Source organism: Rhodococcus sp. SJ-2 (assembly GCF_053750035.1).
Genome location: NZ_JBSMJG010000002.1, coordinates 1 through 21897, shown reverse-complemented (window position 1 = coordinate 21897; position 21897 = coordinate 1). Strand labels below are relative to the sequence as shown.

Below are 21897 nucleotides of genomic sequence, written 5' to 3'. Positions count from 1 at the left end.
TCCGCACTGTTGCGGGAGGACAGGCATCAAAAACTCGAACTGACAGTTGTCAGAATCATCTGACACGTGTCAGACTGTATGTGTCGCGCACCACAGCAACTAGACCGGGCCGAGAAAGACGATTTCGACCAGTCCTTTGGAAATCGACGCTCACGACCGCGAACGATTCGGCAGGTCGCCCGTACTCCCGCCTACCGATCCATGGTGATTACGTCCCTCGTGGGCGCGCTACACAAACAGGAGATGTCATGGTCCAGCAACGAGACCCGTGGACACCAGACCCAGTCGATGCCTCCGCGGGTTCGACTGTGGAAGCAGCGTTCGAGGAACTACGACGGGGTCGCCCCGTCCTGGTCATCGATGACGAGGATCGGGAAAACGAAGGCGACCTGGTCATGGCCGCGCAATTCGCCACTGCGGAAACGATCGCGTTCATGATCCGGCACAGCACCGGCCTGCTGTGCGTAGCCGTGACCGACGAGCGGGCCGACGCGCTGCGGTTACCGCTGATGGTCGCCGCAAGCGACGACCCCCGCGGCACCGCATTCACCGTCTCGGTGGACCTCAAGGCCGGGACCACCACCGGAGTATCCGCAGCGGACCGTACGCTGACGATCCGGGCGCTCGCCGACAACACAACAAAACCGGAAGATCTGAGCCGACCGGGGCACGTGTTCCCCCTCCGTGCGCGCCCCGGCGGAGTCCTACAGCGTGCCGGCCACACCGAAAGCACCGTCGATCTGTGCCGGCTGGCCGGTCTGACCCCGGCGGGTGTCCTGGTCGAGGTCACCAACGACGACGGCACGATGGCGCGGGCACCCCAGCTGCACCGCTTCGCCCACCAGCACGGCCTCGCCGTCGTCACGGTGGCGGACATCGTGCGGTACCGCCAGCGCACCGAAACACTGGTGGCACGGGACGGGGAAGGCCGGCTTCCCGCGTGCGCAGGCGACTTCACCGCTATCGCGTACCGATCGACGCTCGACGGCACCGAGCATGTAGCTCTGGTTGCGGGCAACGTTGACCAGAGCGGAGCGGACCCGAACGAGGAGCCCGTTCTCGTGCGCGTGCATTCGGAGTGCCTGACCGGTGACGTGTTCGGTTCACGCCGCTGCGACTGCGGTGAACAGCTCGACGCGGCGATGCGGCGGATCGGTGCGGCCGGCCGCGGAGTCGTCGTCTATCTACGCGGCCACGAGGGGCGCGGGATCGGATTGAGCCACAAACTTCGGGCCTACGCGCTGCAGGACACCGGACTCGACACCGTCGATGCCAACCTGGCCCAGGGACTGCCTGTGGACAGCCGCGAGTACGGGATCGGCGCCCAGATCTTGCGCGATCTCGGAGTGCAGACCATCACGCTGATGACCAACAACCCGGCCAAGTATCGAGGCCTGGCCGGGTACGGAATCGAAATCACCGACAGGGAGCCGATTATCGTGGAAGGCAACGCCGACAACTTCGAGTATCTGAAGACCAAACGCGCACGCATGGGGCACGCCCTCGACGGCGCGCACGAGGGGCGCGAGCGCCGCATGGTAGCCGAGATTGAGGCGTCATGACCGTGAACACCTCGACTGCCTCCGCGCCGACGCAGCCCACCGAAACACAACTGTTCCGCAGCGCGATGGCGTCCTTCCCCAGCGGCGTCACGATCGTCACGACCACCGATGCCGACGGCCGCTGGTGGGGCTTCACGGCGAGCTCGTTCTGCTCCGTATCGATGGACCCGCCTCTGGTTCTGGTGTGCCTGGCCGACACCGCCGAGTGCCACCCTGTCTTCACCGCAGCGCAACGATGGATGATCCACGTCATCCACCCCGACCACGCCGAACTCGCCACACGATTCGCCACCCGCGGTGCCGACAAGTTCACCCATGCCGGGTTCGTCCCCGACGAACGCGGTCTGCCCGTCCTCACCGACGCCTGTGTCACCTTGGACTGCACCGCCTCCGCTCGACACGCCGGCGGAGACCACACCATCCTGGTCGGCCGGGTCGAGCACACCAGTGTGCGCGAGGCCGAACCGGCGATCTACTTCCAGCGCGCCTTCCGGATGCTCGCCTAGTGACCACACCCACCGCGTATATCGGAAGGGATCGGCGCAATACCTGCTTCGACTCGGGTCCGCAGCAACCGATCCCACAGCATCGTGACCAATCCGAATGACCGAAAAGTGAGAGCGCCATGACTACCTCGAACCCGCGGGTGAACACCGTCGACGGCGTGCTGCACCGCAGCGCCGCCCGGCTTCCCCCACCGCACCGCCCTGCGGTTCGGCGACCGCACCCTCACCTACCGCGAACTCGACGACGCGGTCACCCGCGCGGCCGCGCGGCTGCGCTCATTCGGCCTGCACCAGGGCGATCGCGTCGCGGCATACGGCACCAACTCCGACGCCTACGTCATCGGCTACCTCGCCGCGGCCCGCGCCGGCCTGGTGCACGTGCCGATCAACTACGCGCTGCGCGGCGAGGAACTGAGCTATCTGCTCGCGCAGTCCGGCGCCCGTGCGGTGCTCGTCGACCCCGCCCTGCAAGGCAACGTCGATCAGGTACGCGCCGATGTGCCCGCCGAGGTCGTGCTCCCGCTCCGCGACACCGACGACTCGTTACAGGCGATCGCCACAACCGGCGAGGTGCCCACGCTCGAACTCGACGTGACCGACACCGAACTCGTCCAGCTCCTCTACACCTCGGGGACGACATCGAAGCCCAAGGGCGCCATGATGACCCATCGTGCCCTGGTGTTCGAGTACACCTCGTCGATCGTGGCTCTCGATCTCGCGGCGGACGACAACCCGTTGATCTGCATGCCGCTGTATCACTCGGCCGGCATGCACGTGTTTATGCTTCCGTACCTCGCGGTGGGTGCGACGATCACGCTGCTGCCCGCTCCTGATATCCCGGAGATTCTGCGGCTCGTCGAGGCCGAGCACATCGGATCGTTGTTCCTTGCACCGACGGTATGGGTGCCGCTCGCGAACCACCCGGACCTGGACACCCGTGACCTGTCGTCGCTGCGAAAGGCCCAGTACGGGGCATCGATCATGCCGGTGACGGTGCTGAACCGGTTGCGCGAGCGCTACCCGGATCTGCAGTTCTACAACTGCTTCGGGCAATCCGAGATCGGGCCGCTCGCATGCGTTCTGCGCCCCGAGGAACATCAGGAGCGGCCGTCGTCGTGCGGCAAGGCGATCCTGTTCGTCGAAACCCGCGTGGTCGACGACGAGGGCAACGACGTGCCCGAGGGTGAACCCGGTGAGGTGCTGTACCGGTCGCCGCAACTGTGCCTGGGCTACTGGGACAACCCGGAAGCCACCGAGGAGGCGTTTCGCGACGGGTGGTTCCATTCCGGCGACCTTGTCACACGGGACGCCGAGGGGTACATCACCGTCGTCGACCGTATCAAGGACGTCATCAACACCGGTGGCATTCTCGTCGCCTCGCGGGAGGTCGAAGACGCCCTCTACACGCACGCCGCGGTGGCCGAGGTCGCGGTGATCGGAACCCCGGACGAGAAGTGGATCGAAGCCGTCACCGCCGTCGTGGTGCTCAAGGACGGGCAGGCCGTCACCGAGGGTGAGCTGATCGACCACGTCAAACAACGGCTCGCGCCATTCAAGGTGCCCAAAGCCATCCGGTTCGTCGAGACGCTGCCACGGAACCAGAGCGGCAAGCTACTCAAGCGCGAACTGCGCACGGCATGACCGAACCAAGAAGGGACACTGGCACGGCACCACTGCGGAAGACCCCCGGGAGCACATCGCGATGCCGAAGACTCCCAACGCCCCAGCCCGGACGACCCAGCAGGCTGGGGCGCGTCTGCGACGAGGACGATCAAGTCCGGGCCACAACAACCGCTACACCATTCCCGGTTCCGGCAACGCTCCGCACCCTGCCTCCCCGAGGATCCTGCCAACGAGACTGAAAGTCACAGTCCGGGTGAGGTTCGTGGTCGCGGCAAAATCGGCAATCGGGCAGCGCCGAGGTGATACGCCCCCAGAAGTCACGGCTACGAGCGTGGCTCGTTCACGCAGCGACATCGCGCCGCTCGCAACCGACACGGCGATCATCCGACCCGTCCGCTCCGCCTGGGGACCACTCAGAAGAGGGTGTCGCTCACTCGTAGCGGTCGGTAGCCGGTGGGACCGAGCGCGGCGAGTTCGGCGTCGATGTCGAGGTCGATGGAGCCGAAGAAGTTGATGTTCTCGCTGTGCGCCGGGGAGATGTGGGCGAGGACTTCGTCATCGATCCGCCGGCCGACGGCGCGCATCGAGTCGACGGCGAGCCCGTAGTACTCGGTGGTCCACGCGACGACGGCGTTGGTGACCAGCGTCAGACACCAGGCCTGTTCGGTTTGTTGCTGCAGGTGCCGGGCGCCGATGGTGCCCTCGTGGGCGTAGAGCAGGTCGCGTTTGAGCGCGTGCAACGATTCGCCCTTGTTCAGTTGCCGGGCGATCCGGCGGCGATACGCCGCATCGGTCAGGTAGCGGGCGGCGTAGACCGTGCGCCGTAGCGCCCCGTACTCTTTCAGCGCCGCGGCGAGGGTGTTCTGCCGGCTGGAGGCGGAGAGTTTGCCGACCAGCAGGGAGGCGGTGGCGTGCCCGAACTTCAGCGACCCTGCCAAACGCAGCAGGTCATCCCAGTGTGCGGCGATCAACTCGAGGTTCGCCCGCCGCGTCAGCAGCGGGCCGGCGAGCGGAAATTCCGCCTGCACCGCGGTTTTCGACCCCGTCCGGTACAGGGTGATCTTGCCCAGATCCCGGATCCGCGGGGAGAGCTGCAGGCCGAGCAGGTCGAACAGCGCAAAATTGACGAGGGTGACCCCGTGGGTGTCGGTGGCGTGTTCGGTGATCGGGATGTCGGCGGCGTTGCCGAGGATCTCGTCGAGCACATAGTGGGCCTCGCGCCGGGTGGCGACGATGATCTTCGTGCCGTAGGTGGCGTGCTGATCGGTCACGTGCGTGTATGTCGACAGGCCCTCGCTGGCGAAGTAGCGGCTGAGTGCCCGGGCGGTGACCGATTTGCCGCGGGTCGGGAACCGTTGCCCATCGCTCGAGGACAGGGTGCCGGTGCCGAACACCGCGGCCAGCGGCAGCGTGTGGTGGTGGTCGATCAGGGTCAGGTTCGCCGCCCGCAGCGTCTCCTCCCGTACATACCATTCGCTGGTCCAGGACAGCACGTCATAGGAGATGCCGCAGGCGCCAGCCATCCGGGTCAGGCCGAGGTTCGTCGCATACGCCAGCAGCACCGCGATGAGGTTGCGTTTCACCTCCCCGGGGCGGGCCTGTTTGCCGCCGGCGTGGGTGAAGCAGTCCAGGAATCCGGTGCGTGTGTCCAGCTCGATCAGCAGTGACACGATCGGCGCGAACGGCAGCATCTCGGTCAGCTCGGCCTTGAGGTCGGCCACCTCCACCGGCAGGTCCTCCGCGGTGAGCGGGGAGATCACCAACTCGCCGGCCGCGTCGAGCCGCACCGGCCCGCCGGCCTCGGCGAGCACCCGCTCGAGCTCGCCGAGCGCCTCGGTCAACTCGGCCTCGAGCTGGCCCAACGCGGCAGCAGGATCGGCGGGTTTGCCGACCAGACGGCAGTACTCGGCCCGCTGATCGCGCCACGAGTCCGGGGTGAGCAGGTAGGCGGCAGGGTCGGCGTAGCGGCGCGAGCCCGGCACGAACACGTCCCCGCTGCGCAGCCCGTCGCGCAACGCGAGCAGCGTGCACAGCTCCCAATAGTGCCGATACCCGGTGTGATCACCCGCCTTCGTAGCGGCATCGAGATAGCCGCGCCAGCGGGCGGGGACGAAGCCGGTCGGGGCGCCGGCGGGGACCTTGCGGGCACCGGTCGCGTTGAGTTCCCGCAGGATCCCCACCGCCTCAACCAGTTCGGCCGCGGCGGTGCCGCCGGCGAACGGCACCGCCGCGATCACGTGCGGGGTGAACTGGCGCAGATACCCGTAGGAGCCGTCGAGAGCCGCGAGGTGGCCGTGATCGCGCGGCAGCCGCGGCGGCGCGGTCGATTGGGCGGCGCGCAGCCGTTCCCAGCCGATCGTCTCGCCGCGGATCAACGCACCCACGTTCTCGTCGGCGACGTCGGGGTCGGCGGCGATCGCCAAGATCGCATCGAGCAGGGCTTGCCGGTCCTCCCCGGCTCGCGCACGCTCCGCCAGCGCGTCGCGCATCTTGAACGCCGACTTCGACTCGCGCGCCGAGATCGCCTGGTCGAACAGTTGCACGACCTCGTCGAGGACCTCGGTCACCGACTGCGTCAGCAGGGTCAACAGGATCGGATAGCGGCGCTGCGGCCCACGCCGCGACAGTGCCTGTCCTGTCAGGCGTCGGCCCAGCGTGGCCAGAAACCGGCGCCGCTCGGCCGGCAGCATCGACAAATCCAGGCTGTCCGCGCCGAGTGTGCGGAGGAACTCCAGCTTCGCGACCTCGGCCTTGACCGCCGCCGGGGAGGCCTCCACCGGTCCGGTGCCCAGCCACCGCAACCGGGTCATCCCGATCTCGGGGTCGACCTCGAGCAGCGCGTCCAGCCCGGCCCGCCGCTGCTCGGTGAGCAGGTGGGCGAGCCGGTCGTACGTTTCCCTGCGGGCTTCTTCGCGGGCGTGGGCGACGCGTTCGACGACCGTCACCGGTCCGGGGCGGATCACCCGCGCCGAGATCAGGTATTCGCAGGCGAGCCGGAACAGCAGCGTCGGCGAGTCGTGTTCGAGCGCCCGCGCCAACAGAAACTCGTCGAGTTCCTTGAGTTCCAACGACGTCGGGGCCCGCCATCCCAGATAGCGAGCCGCCAACCGCAGATGCTCCGTCCGGGTTTTCGCCCTACGGCCGTACGCGCCGATCACGTCCGGGTTCACCCGAAGCTGCTCGGCCAGACGCGCCACCGCCGCCCGCGGCGCGGACGCGACGTCGTCGGGCACGAACCCCAGCCACGGCAGTGAACACATCGCCACCGCCAGCCCCAGCCGGTCGGCCCGGCCGCGGCCACGCCCCGGGTCGACGAACGCCACATCCGCCGGAGTCAGCGTGAAGAACCGGAACAACTCCTCCCTGGAGATCTCCGGGAACCGTCGCAGCGCCTTGAGTTCCTCCTCCGCGAACACCCGAGTCGCCAACCCACCAACCTCCCAGCCCGGACCTGAAACCCCGCAGCTCAGAAGCCTACCCAGCCGAATCCGCCCGAAATTCGGCGATTACTACCGGGACCCCGTATGGCGCCGTCCATGCATGTGCAGCAGCGGGCTGGGTCCCGGGGACTTTTCGACGCGGTGCTGTCAATGGTGTCCGCGGGCCGCCCGGTTCTACTGAGGCAGCCGAATGCTGCGCGAGGCAGGTGGGTAGGGCCACGCCGTCGCAGCATGCCGGCGCGGAGTGGACGAAGAAGGATCGGATGCCTTCGGTCGCCTCTCGGCGAAAGGCGCAGCACGGCTCCAGCCGAACGGAACTCCATGAAGGCAAAGGGTTGAGCCCGGGGGACACGAAAACGCACCTGATCCAGCCAGCGGCAACGCAACCCAGCCTCAGGCTATTCCCGTCGTGAGTTGTAGTAGGCATGACAGGGTGACCGCATAAGCGCCCGGATCTTGGACTACACAACCCCCTGTCGTCGCCGATGGGCGCAATGCGTGCACGCATTGCGAGCCACGCATGCACAGTGGGTTGCGGACAGCGTGCGAGGTCGGAGGTTCCTCTCGAATGAGGATGGCCGGGGCTCCCAGCCCCAAGCCGGGGCGGCCTGGGGACTGTGGTCGGGGGCCTGCACCCGCACCCGAATCGGAGGCGAGCGCGAGGGTCAGGTGGGGATGGCGTCGAAGCCGCACCCGGGCGTATTCGATGCGTTCGAGACGGTGACCGCCGGTGCCGGGAACCAGTAGATCCCCGGACAAGGGAGTGTCATTTCCGGAGGGTGCCTCGTAGTGGTTGCCGGTCACCAGCCGATAACCACGGGCGAGCAGCGCGGTGTGGAAAGTGGCGTCGGCCGCAGCGACGGTCTCCATACCGGCATCGGCGATTGGCACCGGCCTCCGCGGCTTCCCGCTGCAAAATTGATGGATAACCCCGATTATTCATCAAAAATGAATGGGGTGGTGGCGGCCGGTGGGCCGTAGGAACCCGCCGGGGACGCGCTCCATTCGCGCCGCCCAACGCACTGTCGGACGACAATGGTGGCGCATGGGCGCGGTTGCCCTCGGCAGTGTGGCGTTGCTGCAACGGACACGGCATTCGCGTGTCGCTGCGCCTCAGTGCCGGCGGATGCGCGGTGATCGGACCGGTGGCTCAAGCCGCCCTCGCTGATGGCTTCGCGGAGTCATGGCCGCGGCTGGGTCGGACCGGCCGTCGCGCTGAATATCGACGAACGGACAGGCGGATCGGTCATCGCATGCAACACCGAAACGTTGCTAGTTAACATAACGAAGGTTATCGGCAATCCTGTGACCTGCGCCTTTGCTGTTATCTCTAGATTTGCGGGACTCTCGCTGCGAGGGAATCTCGCAGGCTTGCGGTGATGTCGCTTGGGACCTGTTCTACACAGGCTGTCGTGCGACGGGTATACGCAGCAATCCTCGATGTGGAATCTGGTATCAATGACGCACTGTCATAGCATCCACTCGACGGTTTCCCGTCGCTTCGGCGTCCGATGGCAAGATCACTGCCCGCGCACGCTTAGCTCGTGCACCTAACTCTCTACTTCGTAGGTAGCAGAAAATTTCTGCAAGTCCGGCGTGTCTAGAGTGAAAGAACAAGACGAACTGTCATGATCGTCGGCATGTCCGATTGTGTCCGTCGCCGCAGAGTGGGCCGCCCCGCGCTGCCGTATACGCCTGTGCAGATGAACCTTCGTGTGCACCCAAGCGTGCGTCGGTTCCTTCATACCGAAGCGGAACGGCGTGGGCTCAACGCCAACACGCTGCTAATGGAGATCGTTGCGGACGCTATGGGGACGACAGTCGCCGACCTGACCGCCGCAGGGCTGCAGGAAGAGGAGGACACCCAGATCCAACGAAGCGCCTGACCGCGTAGAGCAGGCCTATACAAAAACGAAACCCCCGGCGTGCCGGCCAGGGGCTTCGAAATAAGTCACGTAGAGGAGAAGCGCCAACTTCTTGTTCCTCTACCTCCCCGAAGGGACACTCTTGCCTGAGTGGTCTCAGGGTATCGCACACCCTGAAGAAGGTTCAATCAAATCACCGCGTGTCGCCAGCGATTTAAGTACAACCACTAAATGCTGCGGTTCGAACACGTCACAGATAAGTGACCTGCGTCTCATAGAGCGCTTGTTCGAGGTGTGTACTCGTAAATGGTCACCGCGATCCCGAGTACGTCTCGACGTGCAGCAAACGCATGACTACCTGGCCACATCAGCGATGCCTGCGACCGCACCGGCCGTGCCGTGGGCTATTCACCTCACTGATACACAGCGACGATTCCAGCTACTCGCGTTCGACTTCGATAGCAGTCGGCACGGTACTGAGACTGCCGTCAGTGATGCAGATCGCCTGTGCAATGTGCTCGATGACCTGGGAGTCGCACATCTGCGGACAGTCTCCGGTCCCACAAAGGGCCAGCACATATGGGTCCGGCTCGCCGAACCGGGCACTTCTGCGGATAGTGTGCGCCGACTAGCGCACGTATTACGCCAGCACTACCCAAGTCTCGATCCGTCCCCGCTCACCAACTCCGCCACTGGCGCGGTGCGACCTCCGGGCGCTCCCCATCGTCACGGTGGCTGTTCCCTCCCCCATCTTCGTGGGAAAGCACTGCTCGACACGTTGGTGCGCATGGATGCAGGTGCTTCTCCCGAAGTGGTGCAATGGCTTCTCGCCCAGCATCCTCACGCCGAATCTCATGTGCGAGACCCCCGTCTTCAGATGGTCCGCATTGTCAAGGACCAGGCCGGACCGCATCTCGATCGCCCGCGCCGACCACTTACCGCCCGAACTAGCGCTCTTCTGTCTACGACTCCCCCTCCAGGCACCGACAGATCGGCCCTCGCACACAGCATCCTGCTCGGGATGGCGAAAGCTGGTCATACCCTCGCAGATGTCGAAGCAGTTGTCGGTTCAGCCCCGGGTCTTGTCCGCTTACGCGAAGACCGTGACCGGGGACGAGATGAGACGGCCCGCCAGTGGCGGCGCGCCCTCGATACCGCCGCTCGGTTTACTCCGCCCAGTGTCACCGAACGCGAAGTTATCGATGACGAGCTCGACCAAATCGAAGCCGCTATTACAACAGACCCGACCCGTTGGGCACGCGCCGGCGGAGCGAGCGACGAACGAATCCTGCATGCCCTAGTCGTCCTGGCCCGTACGGCCCGCACGCGGACGCTGGACATAGACGTACGCCGATTGGCCGAAGCAGCCGCCGTTGATGCCTCCACGGTGTCTCGACGCCTGCGAGTGCTTGCACAGGAAGGCTGGATTTTCAGAGTCCGAGCAGGAGCAGGGACTCGAGCCTCCACCTGGGAGCTGAACATTCGGTGTTCTACTGCAACACAAGGGGAACCCGCCCCCGGCTCCTGTTCGGGGTTATCCCTAGAACTGTTGGATCACCACACTCATGATGTCTGGTCGAATGGAGCAGGGCTCGGTGGTGCAGGTGCTCGTGTCCACTGGGCAGTTCTCAAGTTCGGGGAAACCTCAACTTCCGCTTCCCTCGGAAATGACATGATTTCCTGGGTTGTGTCCTTTACCGGCTACACCCGGAGCACAGTGTCCCGGATCGTAGGAAAACTCTATGAGAAGGGGCTGCTTCCGGAGTTGTCGACTTCAAGAAATTCGCAACAGATGGACCGAGCGGCTGCCGCGCTCGGAGTTAGAGGCGTGGCAGCACAGAGAGCTCATCGGCACCTTGTCGACCGTGAACTGCATCGGTGGTGGCTCGAAGAACTTGAGTGGAGAAGCCGCCGCGGTAAGAAGCACGGCGTCCCTAGGACTCCCCCATCGAATCTGGCCCTCCCCCTGGACGCAAGCGCTCGGATGCGATACGGACGATTTCCTGCCAGGGCCAATGGCCATGCGGACTACCGGTCGGCGCGCCTGGTCGTCACAGAAGCGCTTGCTGCGACGTCGTCCAACAGAAAGGCCGCATAAGTCTTGGAGAAGCCGAGCTTTCCCCCGCAACGGATTCTCCTATTACTATTGTAATATCCCCGACAGTCCTGCGGATGAGAAGGGCGCTACGCCCGAAAGGGCGCAGTCGAGGAGGTCGCGTGGCAGACGAAAACGCCCAGCAGGGTGCATTCGGTTCCGAGGATCAGGGAGGGCAGGGCAATGGCGCAGAGCGAGGAATTCACGACACAGGTCGAGGGGATCGACCTGACGATCGCGGCCGAGACCAGGCGGATTCTGGCCGAGTGGCTAGGCGTCGATCCGGCGACCGAGCAGGAACGGATCGACCGGCAGGCCCTGCGCCTGCAGCAGCTGACCGAGGACGCGGCCGAACAGTTCGAGCAGGCGAACCCGCCGGCATCGGACGCGACGTACCAGGACGCGGTCCGCGCGAAGGAAACGGCGTGGCGGGCAGCACGGGAGATGGTGCTCGAGAACGAACTGTATCCGCAGGTGACCCCCGAGATCCGACAGGACTGGGAGCAGTTCGAGCAGTGGGCCGAGCAGGAAGCCGAGAAGGACTGGGAAGCGGCTCGGGTAGCGCAGGACCCCGACCGGTGGCGGACGCAGAACGTCAGGCCGAACCCGACCGCGGTGCGGGTCGTGGAGCGGGTGTGGGTGTCGAAGCCGGGATGGTTCCTGTCGCTGGCGGAAGCTCTGATCGCACAGCGGATCGAGGACAACCAGCCGGTGCCGGCGACCTCCCGCGACCGGCTGACCGAGGAGCTGACGGAGCTGATCGAGGACGAGATGCGGCGCAACCCGCCGGAGGACCCGGATCTGCCGTTCTGATCCAGGCACAGTGGGCGCAGACCCGCGATGATCTGGTTGACCTGCGCAAACAAGGTAAGGCAGTCGCACGTGCACTCAAGTCGGCGCATCGAGCCTTGGCGACTGCGCAGGAACGTGGTCTCGAGCGTGGCATCGAGGCCAATAGCGAGCATGTCACCACGCTGACCGAACGGCTCGACCGTCTGCGGGGACGCTGGCGTGAGCTGCGGGCGCAGGAAAACCAGCTGCGCACCGAGCTGCACACCTGGGGCATCGACCCGGAGGCCGTCCCCAAGCAGACGGTGCGCGAGGTCGCCGCCGCACAACCGGCCTGGCGGGAGCATCCCGCAACCGAGCGGCAGTTGCGCACCCTCGAGCGCCTGGCCGCGGAGACGAACGTGCCGTTCGTCCTCGACGACGACATCACCAAAGGCCAAGCCCACGATCTGATCGCGGCGATGCTCGCCGGCAACCTGCCCAACGCCCAGTTCACCGACCGTCCCGCAGGGCCGATGTTCATCCCGGCCGCGACACCGGCCGAGCCGGCCACACCACCTGCCCCAGCCGCTGCCGAGACATCCCAGGACGAAGAACCGCAGGTCGAGCAGCCGCGGCCGCGACCGCGGATCGACCCCCTGGCCGACGTCGAGCGCCGGGTGCTCGAACGCCTCGCCGAACCGGACACCGACGCCGACACTGCCGCCAACCCGCAGGTCAACACCGCAGCGCAGTTCCTGTCGTGGGCCGACGGGCATTTCACGGTCAAAGCCCAGGTCGCCCTCGCGGATCTGATGGCCGATCGCGACTCGCTCACCGACGAGCAGTTCCTGGTGTGCCGAGTGATGCTGTCCGACCCGAAACGCTGGGGCGAACTCGGGCACCGCGCTGCCGAGGCGTACTGGCAGGCCCGCACCGGCGAGCCGACACAGCATCCGGTCACCACCGAGGTCGCCGACGCGATCGTCGAGGCCCGCGCCGACGTCGAGCGTCCGTTCACCGAGGACTTCCTCGACACCACCCAGGCTGTACTCGACACCCAGGAGCCGGCCGAACCGGCCACCGCCGAGCAGCGCGGCGAGCACGTCGCCGCAGTGCAGGACGGGATCGACCAGGCCGCCACGGTCGAGGTCGATCAGTGGTGGGCACGAGGCCGCGCCGCCTATGACCCGGCCGATCCGCTGACGCTGCCGCAGCCGGACACCGATCCGCAGGTCGCCGCCGCGATCGGCAAGGTGCGCAGCCGCACGGGCCGCGATGAGATCCGCCACCAGTGGTTCGCCGGTGTCGAGCAGGCACGTCGCGAGGCCACTGCTGGCGAACGGCAGGCTCTGATCGCCGAGGTCGCCGTCGATCCTCGGCTGATCGCCCAGGTCGAAGGCCGGCGCCCGGACTACCTGCCGGCCGTGACCCGTTCCGAGGTCAAGAGCCTGATCGCCGAGGCCGCCCGCGAAGCGCCCCCGCTGCGCCAGGCCGCAGCGAAGGTACTGCTCGAGCACCGGTTGCCGGACGAGCTGTACGAGCGGGCCTACACCGAATGGGAACGTGTGCACGGTCCCGAGCTGACCTGGGATCAGGACACCGCCGCGCAGTGGACGGCATGGATGACCATGCACGCCAGACGGGACCCGCTGCTCGGATCGTGGGTCGGGCTGCCGATGTACCCGCGCACCCCGATCATCGAGATCGGTATCGAGACCGCCTTCGAGGTCATGGCCGAAGAGCGCCCCGATCTGATCGCCGCCACCGCGGACATTCCCACCGAGCGTCTCGCTGCGGAGATGCGCGGGAACATCATCCCGAACCTGCCCGCACCCGACCCGTCGGAGCTGTCCGCCCAGTTCCAGGACGGGGCGGCCTACTGCGCCCTGACGTTGAAGGACCGCCCGAACAGCAAGGTCGCCTACTTCCCGATGCGGGGCTGGGACTACACCCTCGGCGGCGATAGCAGCTCCGTAACCTGCGGCCGCAACGCACGGGCGGCAATCGGTGCGCTGCTCGAAGCCCGCAACATCGCGCTCCCGGAGTGGATCGAGCGGGCCTACCGGCCCTACGCCCAGGCCCGCGCCACCGTGCTGACCAGGGCGATCGCCTACGCCCGCAACAACGAGTTCTACCACGCTGCCGCCCATGCGGACCTGCTGTGGCGCTACAGCCAATCCGGTTCCGCGGTTGCCGACCACGCACTGATCAAGGATGTGCGGCGCGGCATCATCGACCAGCTGCGCAGCGACTTCCCCGCCGAAACCGTCCTGCTCGACCGCTACGGCATCGACCTGGACTGGACCCTCGATCACGATGTGGACCCGAAGGTTCTGCGCGAGCTTCGGGCAGCCGGGGACGACCTCTACAGCCTCACCCCGGCCGATCTGACCTTCGCCGGGGCCGGAGATGTGGTCATCGGCGACCCGGACGGCCGGCACGTGACGATCCGCTTGGGGCGGACACCGGGCAGCAAAGAACGCATCACCACCGTCGACGGCCGGCCCCGACCCGAGCTGACCCTGCGGGACGCGATCGCCGAAGCCCGCACCGTGCTCGCCGCCGAACACGACGGCGAGCAGCTCGACCCGCAGAACACCGCCGAGATCGGCCCACAGGCCGAGGCCGATGTCGACGCGGGAGCAGAACCGCAGCGCGAGGAGGCCGAACCGCCGTCCCCCCGAGTCGTAGCGCCTGCGATCGACGACGCAGGCGCGGTGATCTTCGACGAGGTCGACCCCGCTCCCACCGAGCCGTCGACCCCGACCGTCACCGACCCTGCCCTCGAGACGTCCGCAACCTCGTGGGTGCTCACCGAACACCTGATGGTCGGCCACGCCAGGCCGATCACCGATCCGGCCCCCGAGCCGGTTCTGGAGCAGGAAGAACCTGCCGCGCCCGCCGCGACCCCTCCGGCGGCGACCGTCGAGCCGGAGGCTGCCGCCTCGACCGATGAGGCGGCGCCCAGGACCCGGCCTGTGGACACCGACGAGCTGGTTGTTCCCGAGACCGAGTACGGCGAGGCGCTGTCGAGTCCCCTGTGGCGGGACAAGCGCCAGCTGGTGCGTGTCCGTAAGAAATCCGGCGCACACATCTGGGTTTCCCGCACCGCCGCCGCCAAGTACACCGCCGCAGCCAGCAGCGAGCTACCGGCCACCGCGGCCGCGGACCAGCCGACCGCGCCCGAGATGGTCGCGGAGACCGGCCTCGAGGAAAGCGCGCCGGCCGCCGAACACGGTGCCGACGCCGCGGTGGCCCGCCCTGCCGCCCCAGCCGCGGCGGTGCAGGACTTCGCCCTCGGAACCGAGGTGCTCGTCCCCAGCGGGGCGAAGGCCCGGGCACGGGCGAACATCGCCGCTCTGCGTCTGGTGCAGCACCTCGACCAGCAGCAGCGACCGGCCACCGCCGACGAGCAGGCGGTGCTGGCGCAGTGGTCCGGCTGGGGTGCGATCCCGGAGGTCTTCGACAACCGGACGAAGATTCGCCACCAGTGGGGTACCGAGCACGACGAACTGCTCGACCTGCTCGGGGACAAGGGCTTCGCTCAGGCCCGTCAGACCACCCTGAACGCGCACTACACCGACCCTGCGGTGGTGGCGGAACTGTGGCGGGCGGCGGCGCGGGCGGGGTTGCCCGACGGTGCCGTGGTGCTCGAGCCGGGCTGCGGGGCCGGCCACTTCGTCGGCACCGCACCTCAGTCGGTGCGCATGGTCGGCGTCGAGATCGAGCCGATCAGCGCGAAGATCGCGCACTACCTGTATCCCTCGCAGCAGATCCGCAACCACGGCTTCGAGCGCAACTTCGCCCCCGAGAACACCTTCACCGGCGCTATCGGCAACGTCCCGTTCGGCAAGTTCGCACCCGTCGACCCGATCCACAACGCGGACGGTCTGTCCATCCACAACCACTTCATCGCCAAATCGCTGGCGTTGACCGTTCCCGGTGGCTACGTCGCGGTGGTCACCTCGATGTTCACCTCCGATGCCCGCCGCGCCGAAGAACGCGCCGCGATCGTCGCCAAGGGAGATCTGATCGGGGCGGTGCGCCTGCCCACCGGGGCATTCGACCGGCAGGCCGGCACCGACGTGGTCACCGACGTGCTGGTGTTCCGCCGCCGCGACGACGGTGCCACCCCCACCGAGGACACTCTCGAATGGGCACAGCCCGCCGTCCAGGTCGAAGCGATCGACGCCAAGACCGGCGAAGCCGCCCACACCTGGATCAACCCATACTTCAAGAAGTACCCGCAGCGGGTGCTGGGCACCCTGACGGTGGGCAACGGCATGTACGCCGGGTCGTCGCTGCGCGTTGTCCCCACCACCACAAAGCCGCTGGCGACGCAGCTGCGCGAGCAGCTCGACCCGATCATCGACCAGGCCCTCGGTCGCGGACTCGGATTCACCGCCCCGGCCCCCGCTCCGGCGCAGGTCGAAGCGTTCACCACGCCGGGGCTGCGCACCGGAGCCGACCTCGATTCCCACGAGGTGCTGCCCGGTGCGATGCGCTTCAACGAGGCCGAGGATCGCTTCGAGCAGTTCACCCTCGGTCGCGGCTGGGCGGAGGCCGGCTGCCGCGGCAAGGACCTGGCCGAGCAGTGGAAGGTCCTCATCGCTCTGGGTGAGACGGTGATGGAGCTGGCCGAGGCCAGCCGCTCGCGCACCGCCACCGTCGCCGACCGCGACGTCATCCGCGCCCGCCTGGGCGGCCTCTACGACCGCTACGTCGGCACATGGGGGCCGCTGAACCGCTTCAAGCTCACCGAACCGACCCCGCTGTCGGAAGACAAGATCGCCGCCCGCCTCGACAAGGCGATCGCCGAGTGGCGGATCAAGACCGGCCGCGAGGACGCGCTCGCTGATGGTCTCGATCCGGCCGAGGCCGGCCCGTATACCGGGTCGATCCCCGACGAGGTGTACGAGGAGCTGTACGAGCAGGCATCGGCGCAGCCGCAACCGCGCCGCTATTCTGCGCATCTGCAAGGCGCGATCGCCCGGGATCCACGCCTGGGCATGGTGCTGGCCATCGAGAACTTCCAGTCGCGCTTCGACGGTAGCGATGCGGTGGCGACCAAGACGGCGATCTTCACCGAGGACACCACCCCGTTCAAGGACAAGGCCGCCAGCGCCGCCGACGTCGACGAAGCGTTGGCGATCAGCTTCGACGAGCTCGGGCACATCTCGCCGCAGCGAGTCGCCGAGCTGCTGAAGGTGTCCGTCGAGGACGCGCTCGAGCAGGCTCAGGGGAAGATCTATCCGTCTCTGCACGACGCCGACCGGTGGGAATTGGCCACCGTGGCCCTGTCCGGGCAGGTGCGCGACAAGCTGGCGCGGGCGACGATCACAGCCGGCGACGATCCTCGCTACGCGCCGCTGGTGGAGGCGCTGACCGAGGTGGTGCCGCCGGATGTGGATCCCGCCGAGATCGGGGTGCGCATCGGCGCGACCTGGGTGCCGATCGAGGACTACCGCGCGTTCCTGGTCGAGGAGTTCGGGCTGCGCCCGGACCGGCTGACCGTCGAACACGATCAGGTCAGCGGAAGCTGGCAGATCAAAACCGATCAGAAAAGCCGCCACGAATTCTCCGGTGGCTACCCGGACAAGTACGGCAGTGCCCGGCTGCCGGGCGTGAAGATGGTCGAGCTGCTCGCCAACAACAAGCCGATCCAGGTCAACAAGACCGGCGACGAGCTCGAACGCTCCCCGAAGCCGCGGTTCCACGTCAAGCTCACCGAGCAGGCCCAAGCCTCGGCCGCAGCCCTGCAGGAGCGGTTCGAAAAATGGCTGTGGGAGGACGGCGACCGCTATGTGCGCCTGGCCCGGACCTTCAACGAGCGCTACAACTCCTACGTCAAACCCGTCCACGACGCGACCGGCAAGGCGTTTCCCGGCATGAACCCCAAATACGTGCCGTACGACTATCAGGCCGCCGCCGTGCAGCGGTTCCTGCACGACGAGACGATCCTGCTCGACCACGTCGTCGGAGCCGGCAAGACCTTGACGATCACCGCCTCGTGCATGGAAGCCACACGGCTCGGGCAGATCCGCCAGCCGTGGATCGTGGTCCCGAACCATCTGCTCGGGCAGTGGGCGGTCGAGGCCCGCGACGCCTACCCGAACGCGAACATCCTCGTCGCCGCCGACCTCGACGGGCGCGACGACCGGCAACGCTTCGTCGGACAGACCGCCGTCGGGGACTGGGACCTGGTGATCGTGCCGCAGAGTGTGTTCAGCCGCATCCCCATGCGCCGCGAAGCACAGATCGAGTACCTCGAAGGCGAACTCGGTGAGCTGCGCGAAGCCCTCGACGCCGCCAACAGCCAGGGCGCGGAGTTCACGGTCAAGCAGATCGAGCAGGCGATCAAAAACGCCGAGGGACGTATCGAGAAGATCATCGCGGCCAAGGCCACCGACGAGGGACTGACCTTCGAACAGTCCGGGGCCGACTTCCTGTTCATCGACGAGGCGCACGACTACAAGAACCTCACCCGCCCCTCCAACAGCGCCGATCTGGCGGTCACCAATGGCTCCCAGCGGTCCACCGACCTGGAGATGAAGGCCAAGTACCTGCGGGAGAAGGCCCGCGCCCTGGGCGCCGAGCAGGGCATGGCGCACGCGCCGGCCAAGGCGATCGCGTTCGCCACCGGCACCCCGATCAGCAACTCCCTGTCGGAAATCTGGGTGATGACCAAGTACCTGCGCCCGGACCTGCTGCACAATGCCGGCCTGGGACGGATCGACAACTGGGCGGGCACCTTCGCCAAGCCGGTGTCGGTGCCGGAGATGAACACCACCGCCACCCGCATCCAGATGAAAACCCGCATGGCCGAATACGCCAACGTGCCGCAGTTGGTGGCGATGCTCGACCAGTTCCGCGACGTGGTGACCTCCGACCGGATCCCGGTGCGCCTGCCCGTCCTCGACGGCGGATCCCCGAAGATCGTGGAATTCGACATGGGCCAGGACGCGATCGACGCGATGGCCGACCTCGATGTGCGCATGTCCCAGATCCAGGGCGATCGGATGGACCTGGACAACAGCCTCAAGATCGCCACCGACGGGCGGAACCTGACGATGTACCCCGCGCTGGCGAACCTGGGCGCACCGGACCCGCAGCACAGCCGGGTCGAACACGCCGCCGACCTGATCTGGCAGGTCCACCGCGACCACGCCGACCTGCGCATCCCGGCCGACAAGTACGGCCCCGAGATGACCGGGGTGTTCCAGCTGGTGTTCTGCGACCGCGGCACCCCCAAAGCCGGTGCCGGCCCCAAGACCCGCAATCTCTACACCGAGCTGCGCGACGCCCTGGTGGCCCGAGGCATGAAACCCGAGCAGATCGCGTTCATGCACGACTACGACAACCCCAAGGCCAAGGCCCGCCTGGTGCAAGCCTGCGCCGACGGGCGGATCAGGGTGCTGATCACCTCCACCAAGAAGGGCGGCACCGGCCTGAACGTCCAACGGGCACTCAAGCAGATGATCAACCTCGACCCGGCGTGGACGGCTGCGGACATGGAACAACGCCTCGGCCGCATCATCCGCCAGGGCAACGTCCACGAGACCGTCAGCGTGGTCAACATGGTCGCCCGCCGCTCCTACGACGCGATGATGTACCAGTACGTGGCACGCAAATCGAACTTCGTGGCGATGATCCGCAAGGCCGATGTGCCGCCCACGATGGAAGACCTCGGCGGGGACCTGACGGTCTCCTGGGCGCAGAGCAAGGCCGCCGCCACCGGTGATCCGGTCTTCGTCGAACAGGTCGAAGCCGACCAGAAGGTCGCCGAACTCGAAGCCCGCCGCGATGCGGTGCGGGGTGCCAACGCGGCCCGCAACGCTGCGATCCGGGCACTGAGCCGGTCCATCACCGCCGACGAGAAACGGCTGCCCGAGGTCCGGGAGGTCGCCGGCAAGCTCGCAGCCTGGAGCGCCGTCGAGGACCGTGCCCGGAAGATGTGGGCCTTCCCCGACGGGACGATCCCCGACTCACAGACCGCGGAGCTGGCCGATGCCCTGCGAGGGTCGTTGATCCGGCTCAAAGACGAGGTGACCCGCAGCAGCGACGAGCAGGTCTTCGGTGTCATCGGCGGGGTGCCACTGACTCTGGGCTACAGCCAGACCCTCGGCCAGTTCTCCGTCACCGTCGGTGAGGAAACCGCCTGGTACGAGCGGGATCGGTTCTTCAACGTCCTCGAACGCTCCACCGGAGCACAGGGAATGCTGTCCACGATCCGCAAGATCGCCGACCGCGCCGACCGGCACCCCACCACCATCGAGTCGCGGATCGAACACAACCGTCGCCGACTCGCCGAGGCCGAGGCCGAACCGGAACTCGACTTCACCCACACGGCCGAACTCGAGACCGCGAAGCTGCGGGCCGAGGAACTGCGGCTCGAAGTCAACGCCCGCGAGAACTCTCCCGAAGCACTGCGCCGTGCCCGCGAAGACCAGCAGCGCCGGGCTGCGGACGGGCAGTACCCGCAGTGGACTCTGGATCTGAACCCGACCGATGCCTGGGCCGAACACCGGAACATGAGCAAGGCCGAGCTCATCGTCTCGGTACCCGAGCGCATGGCCGCAGCCCGGCAAGCATGGCGGGGCGGCGCCGAGATGCGCGAACAGAACCGCAAGGCCGATCCGTGGGTGGCCCTCGACGACACCGAAGCGATCTGGGAGTACGGCTTCGACTCGGGCAGCGGCCGGCCCGGTGCGCGAGTGCGCTGGGACGATCGGCAATGGCACCTCGAAGTCTGGGACGGGGGCGGCAACGTCGAACGTGACGCCGTGAACACCCGCAGCGAAGCATTCGGTATCGCTGCACGGGCGGTCGAGAAGTTCGCCGCCGAGCAGAACATCGGCCGCGAAGCCATCCACCGGGCCGGCTTCGCCCGCCGTGACAGCCTCGACGTCACAGCGGTCACCGGGACCGCCAGCATGGTTGACGAAGTGACTCCTGGGAAGATCTCCGAGAAAGTCAATGCTGTCGTCGAGCCGACCGAGGCGGTTATCCAACCGATAGATGCCGTGGTGGAACCGACCGACGCGGTGACAGCCACCGAGGGCACCTATGTGCTCGACGAGACCCTCGAAGAGGGATTGAGGGCGGCCAGTGACATTCGACCGCTACGTCCCGTCGATCCGCGCACCGGGACGGAGCGCCCGCAGTACACCGACCCGATGCGGCAGTACGAGGCCGGTTACGAGGGCGGCTACGACGACGGTCGCGCCGTCTGACCACGACCGTCACACTCGACACCACAGATGGGGCGGGACCGATCCCGGTCCTGCCCCATCACCGCACACCCCAGGGAAGGCACCGTGGACCCGCACATCACCGAAGCTGAAGCCCGCGCAGATATTGCCGACATGGAACCGATCATGGCGATCGAAGGTCGCCAGATGAGCGACGGCGACAAGGAACTGTTGGTCGATCTGATCCGGGGAACCAAGACCTTCGAAGAGATCAGCAAAATACTCGCCCGCGAAGCCGGCTACGAGATCGACTGAAATGACCCCGCGATATTCACAAGAGTGGCTGGACTACTTCATTCCCGACACGATCGAATGGACCCCGGACGAGATGCCCGACATCAGCCGCGCCGTGATGAAGAACCTGGTCCTGCAATCAGACCGGTGGCCGCACGGCTTCCCGGACGCCCAGACCGTGCACCGCGCCGAAGGCATCGCGTCTTACCAGCGAATGCGGGAACTGACCGAACGACCCCTTCCGGGCCGCTACGACCTGGCTCACTTCCAGCGCACTCACTACCAGCTGTTTCAGGACGTCTACCCTTGGGCCGGGCAACTACGCACTGCCCCGCAGGACTGGCCGATGGTCAAGTGGGGGCCGGACGTCGCCGCCATCCGCAACGGGCAAAACCACGTCACCGAAATTCCGCACAAGTATTTCAAGGCCCGCGAAGTCCCTCAGGCCGCTAAAGTCGTTCTCGACCGCATCGCTGTTAAAGACAATTTGCGCGGACTTGCCCGCAGCGACTTCATCGGAGAACTGGCCACAGTGTGGCTGCGGATAAAC

At 66.8% G+C, this 21897-nt stretch carries 8 protein-coding genes and 2 pseudogenes; 8 read left to right on the top strand and 2 right to left on the bottom strand.

The genetic code is table 11. The annotated features are described in order from the left end of the window. Window positions 1–248 precede the first annotated feature (248 nt). From ACSYG9_RS27140 to ACSYG9_RS27130, 3 genes and pseudogenes are all read left to right on the top strand, one after another. The gene (locus ACSYG9_RS27140) at window positions 249–1562 is read left to right on the top strand and encodes a bifunctional 3,4-dihydroxy-2-butanone-4-phosphate synthase/GTP cyclohydrolase II (protein ID WP_220667015.1); all 1314 of its coding nucleotides are present in this window, start codon (window positions 249–251) and stop codon (window positions 1560–1562) included. Next, complete coding sequence (locus ACSYG9_RS27135; RefSeq protein WP_220667014.1) at window positions 1559–2068, top strand: flavin reductase family protein; 510 nt, start codon at window positions 1559–1561, stop codon at window positions 2066–2068. The genes ACSYG9_RS27140 and ACSYG9_RS27135 overlap by 4 nt, the downstream gene beginning before the upstream one ends. Before the next feature lie 119 nt (window positions 2069–2187). Next, a pseudogene (locus ACSYG9_RS27130) lies at window positions 2188–3709 on the top strand (acyl-CoA synthetase). A gap of 395 nt (window positions 3710–4104) precedes the next feature. On the opposite strand, the gene ACSYG9_RS27125 reads toward ACSYG9_RS27130, so the two are convergent. Both ACSYG9_RS27125 and ACSYG9_RS27120 read right to left on the bottom strand, forming a co-directional pair. After that, complete coding sequence (locus tag ACSYG9_RS27125) at window positions 4105–7119, bottom strand: Tn3 family transposase (protein ID WP_220667012.1); 3015 nt, start codon at window positions 7117–7119, stop codon at window positions 4105–4107. 405 nt (window positions 7120–7524) lie between these two features. Further along, window positions 7525–8022 (bottom strand): hypothetical protein, encoded by a 498-nt coding sequence (locus tag ACSYG9_RS27120; protein ID WP_454843056.1) that lies wholly within the window; start codon window positions 8020–8022, stop codon window positions 7525–7527. 737 nt (window positions 8023–8759) lie between these two features. Between ACSYG9_RS27120 and ACSYG9_RS27115 the strand changes: the two genes are divergently transcribed. The 5 genes and pseudogenes from ACSYG9_RS27115 to ACSYG9_RS27095 form a co-directional block, all read left to right on the top strand. Next, window positions 8760–9017, top strand: a complete 258-nt coding sequence (locus ACSYG9_RS27115) for a hypothetical protein (protein ID WP_019287437.1) — start codon at window positions 8760–8762, stop codon at window positions 9015–9017. Window positions 9018–11274: 2257 nt separating this feature from the next. Next, entirely contained in the window at window positions 11275–11904 is a 630-nt protein-coding gene (locus ACSYG9_RS27110) for a hypothetical protein (protein WP_220667247.1), read from the top strand. 95 nt (window positions 11905–11999) lie between these two features. After that, a complete protein-coding gene (locus tag ACSYG9_RS27105) occupies window positions 12000–21095 on the top strand; it encodes a helicase-related protein (protein ID WP_432793416.1) in 9096 nt (3031 codons plus the stop codon). Between the two features lie 84 nt (window positions 21096–21179). Further along, the gene (locus ACSYG9_RS27100; protein ID WP_064061716.1) at window positions 21180–21368 is read left to right on the top strand and encodes a hypothetical protein; all 189 of its coding nucleotides are present in this window, start codon (window positions 21180–21182) and stop codon (window positions 21366–21368) included. 1 nt (window position 21369) lies between these two features. Next, window positions 21370–21897, top strand: a pseudogene (locus tag ACSYG9_RS27095) (Fic/DOC family protein); the annotation flags it as partial.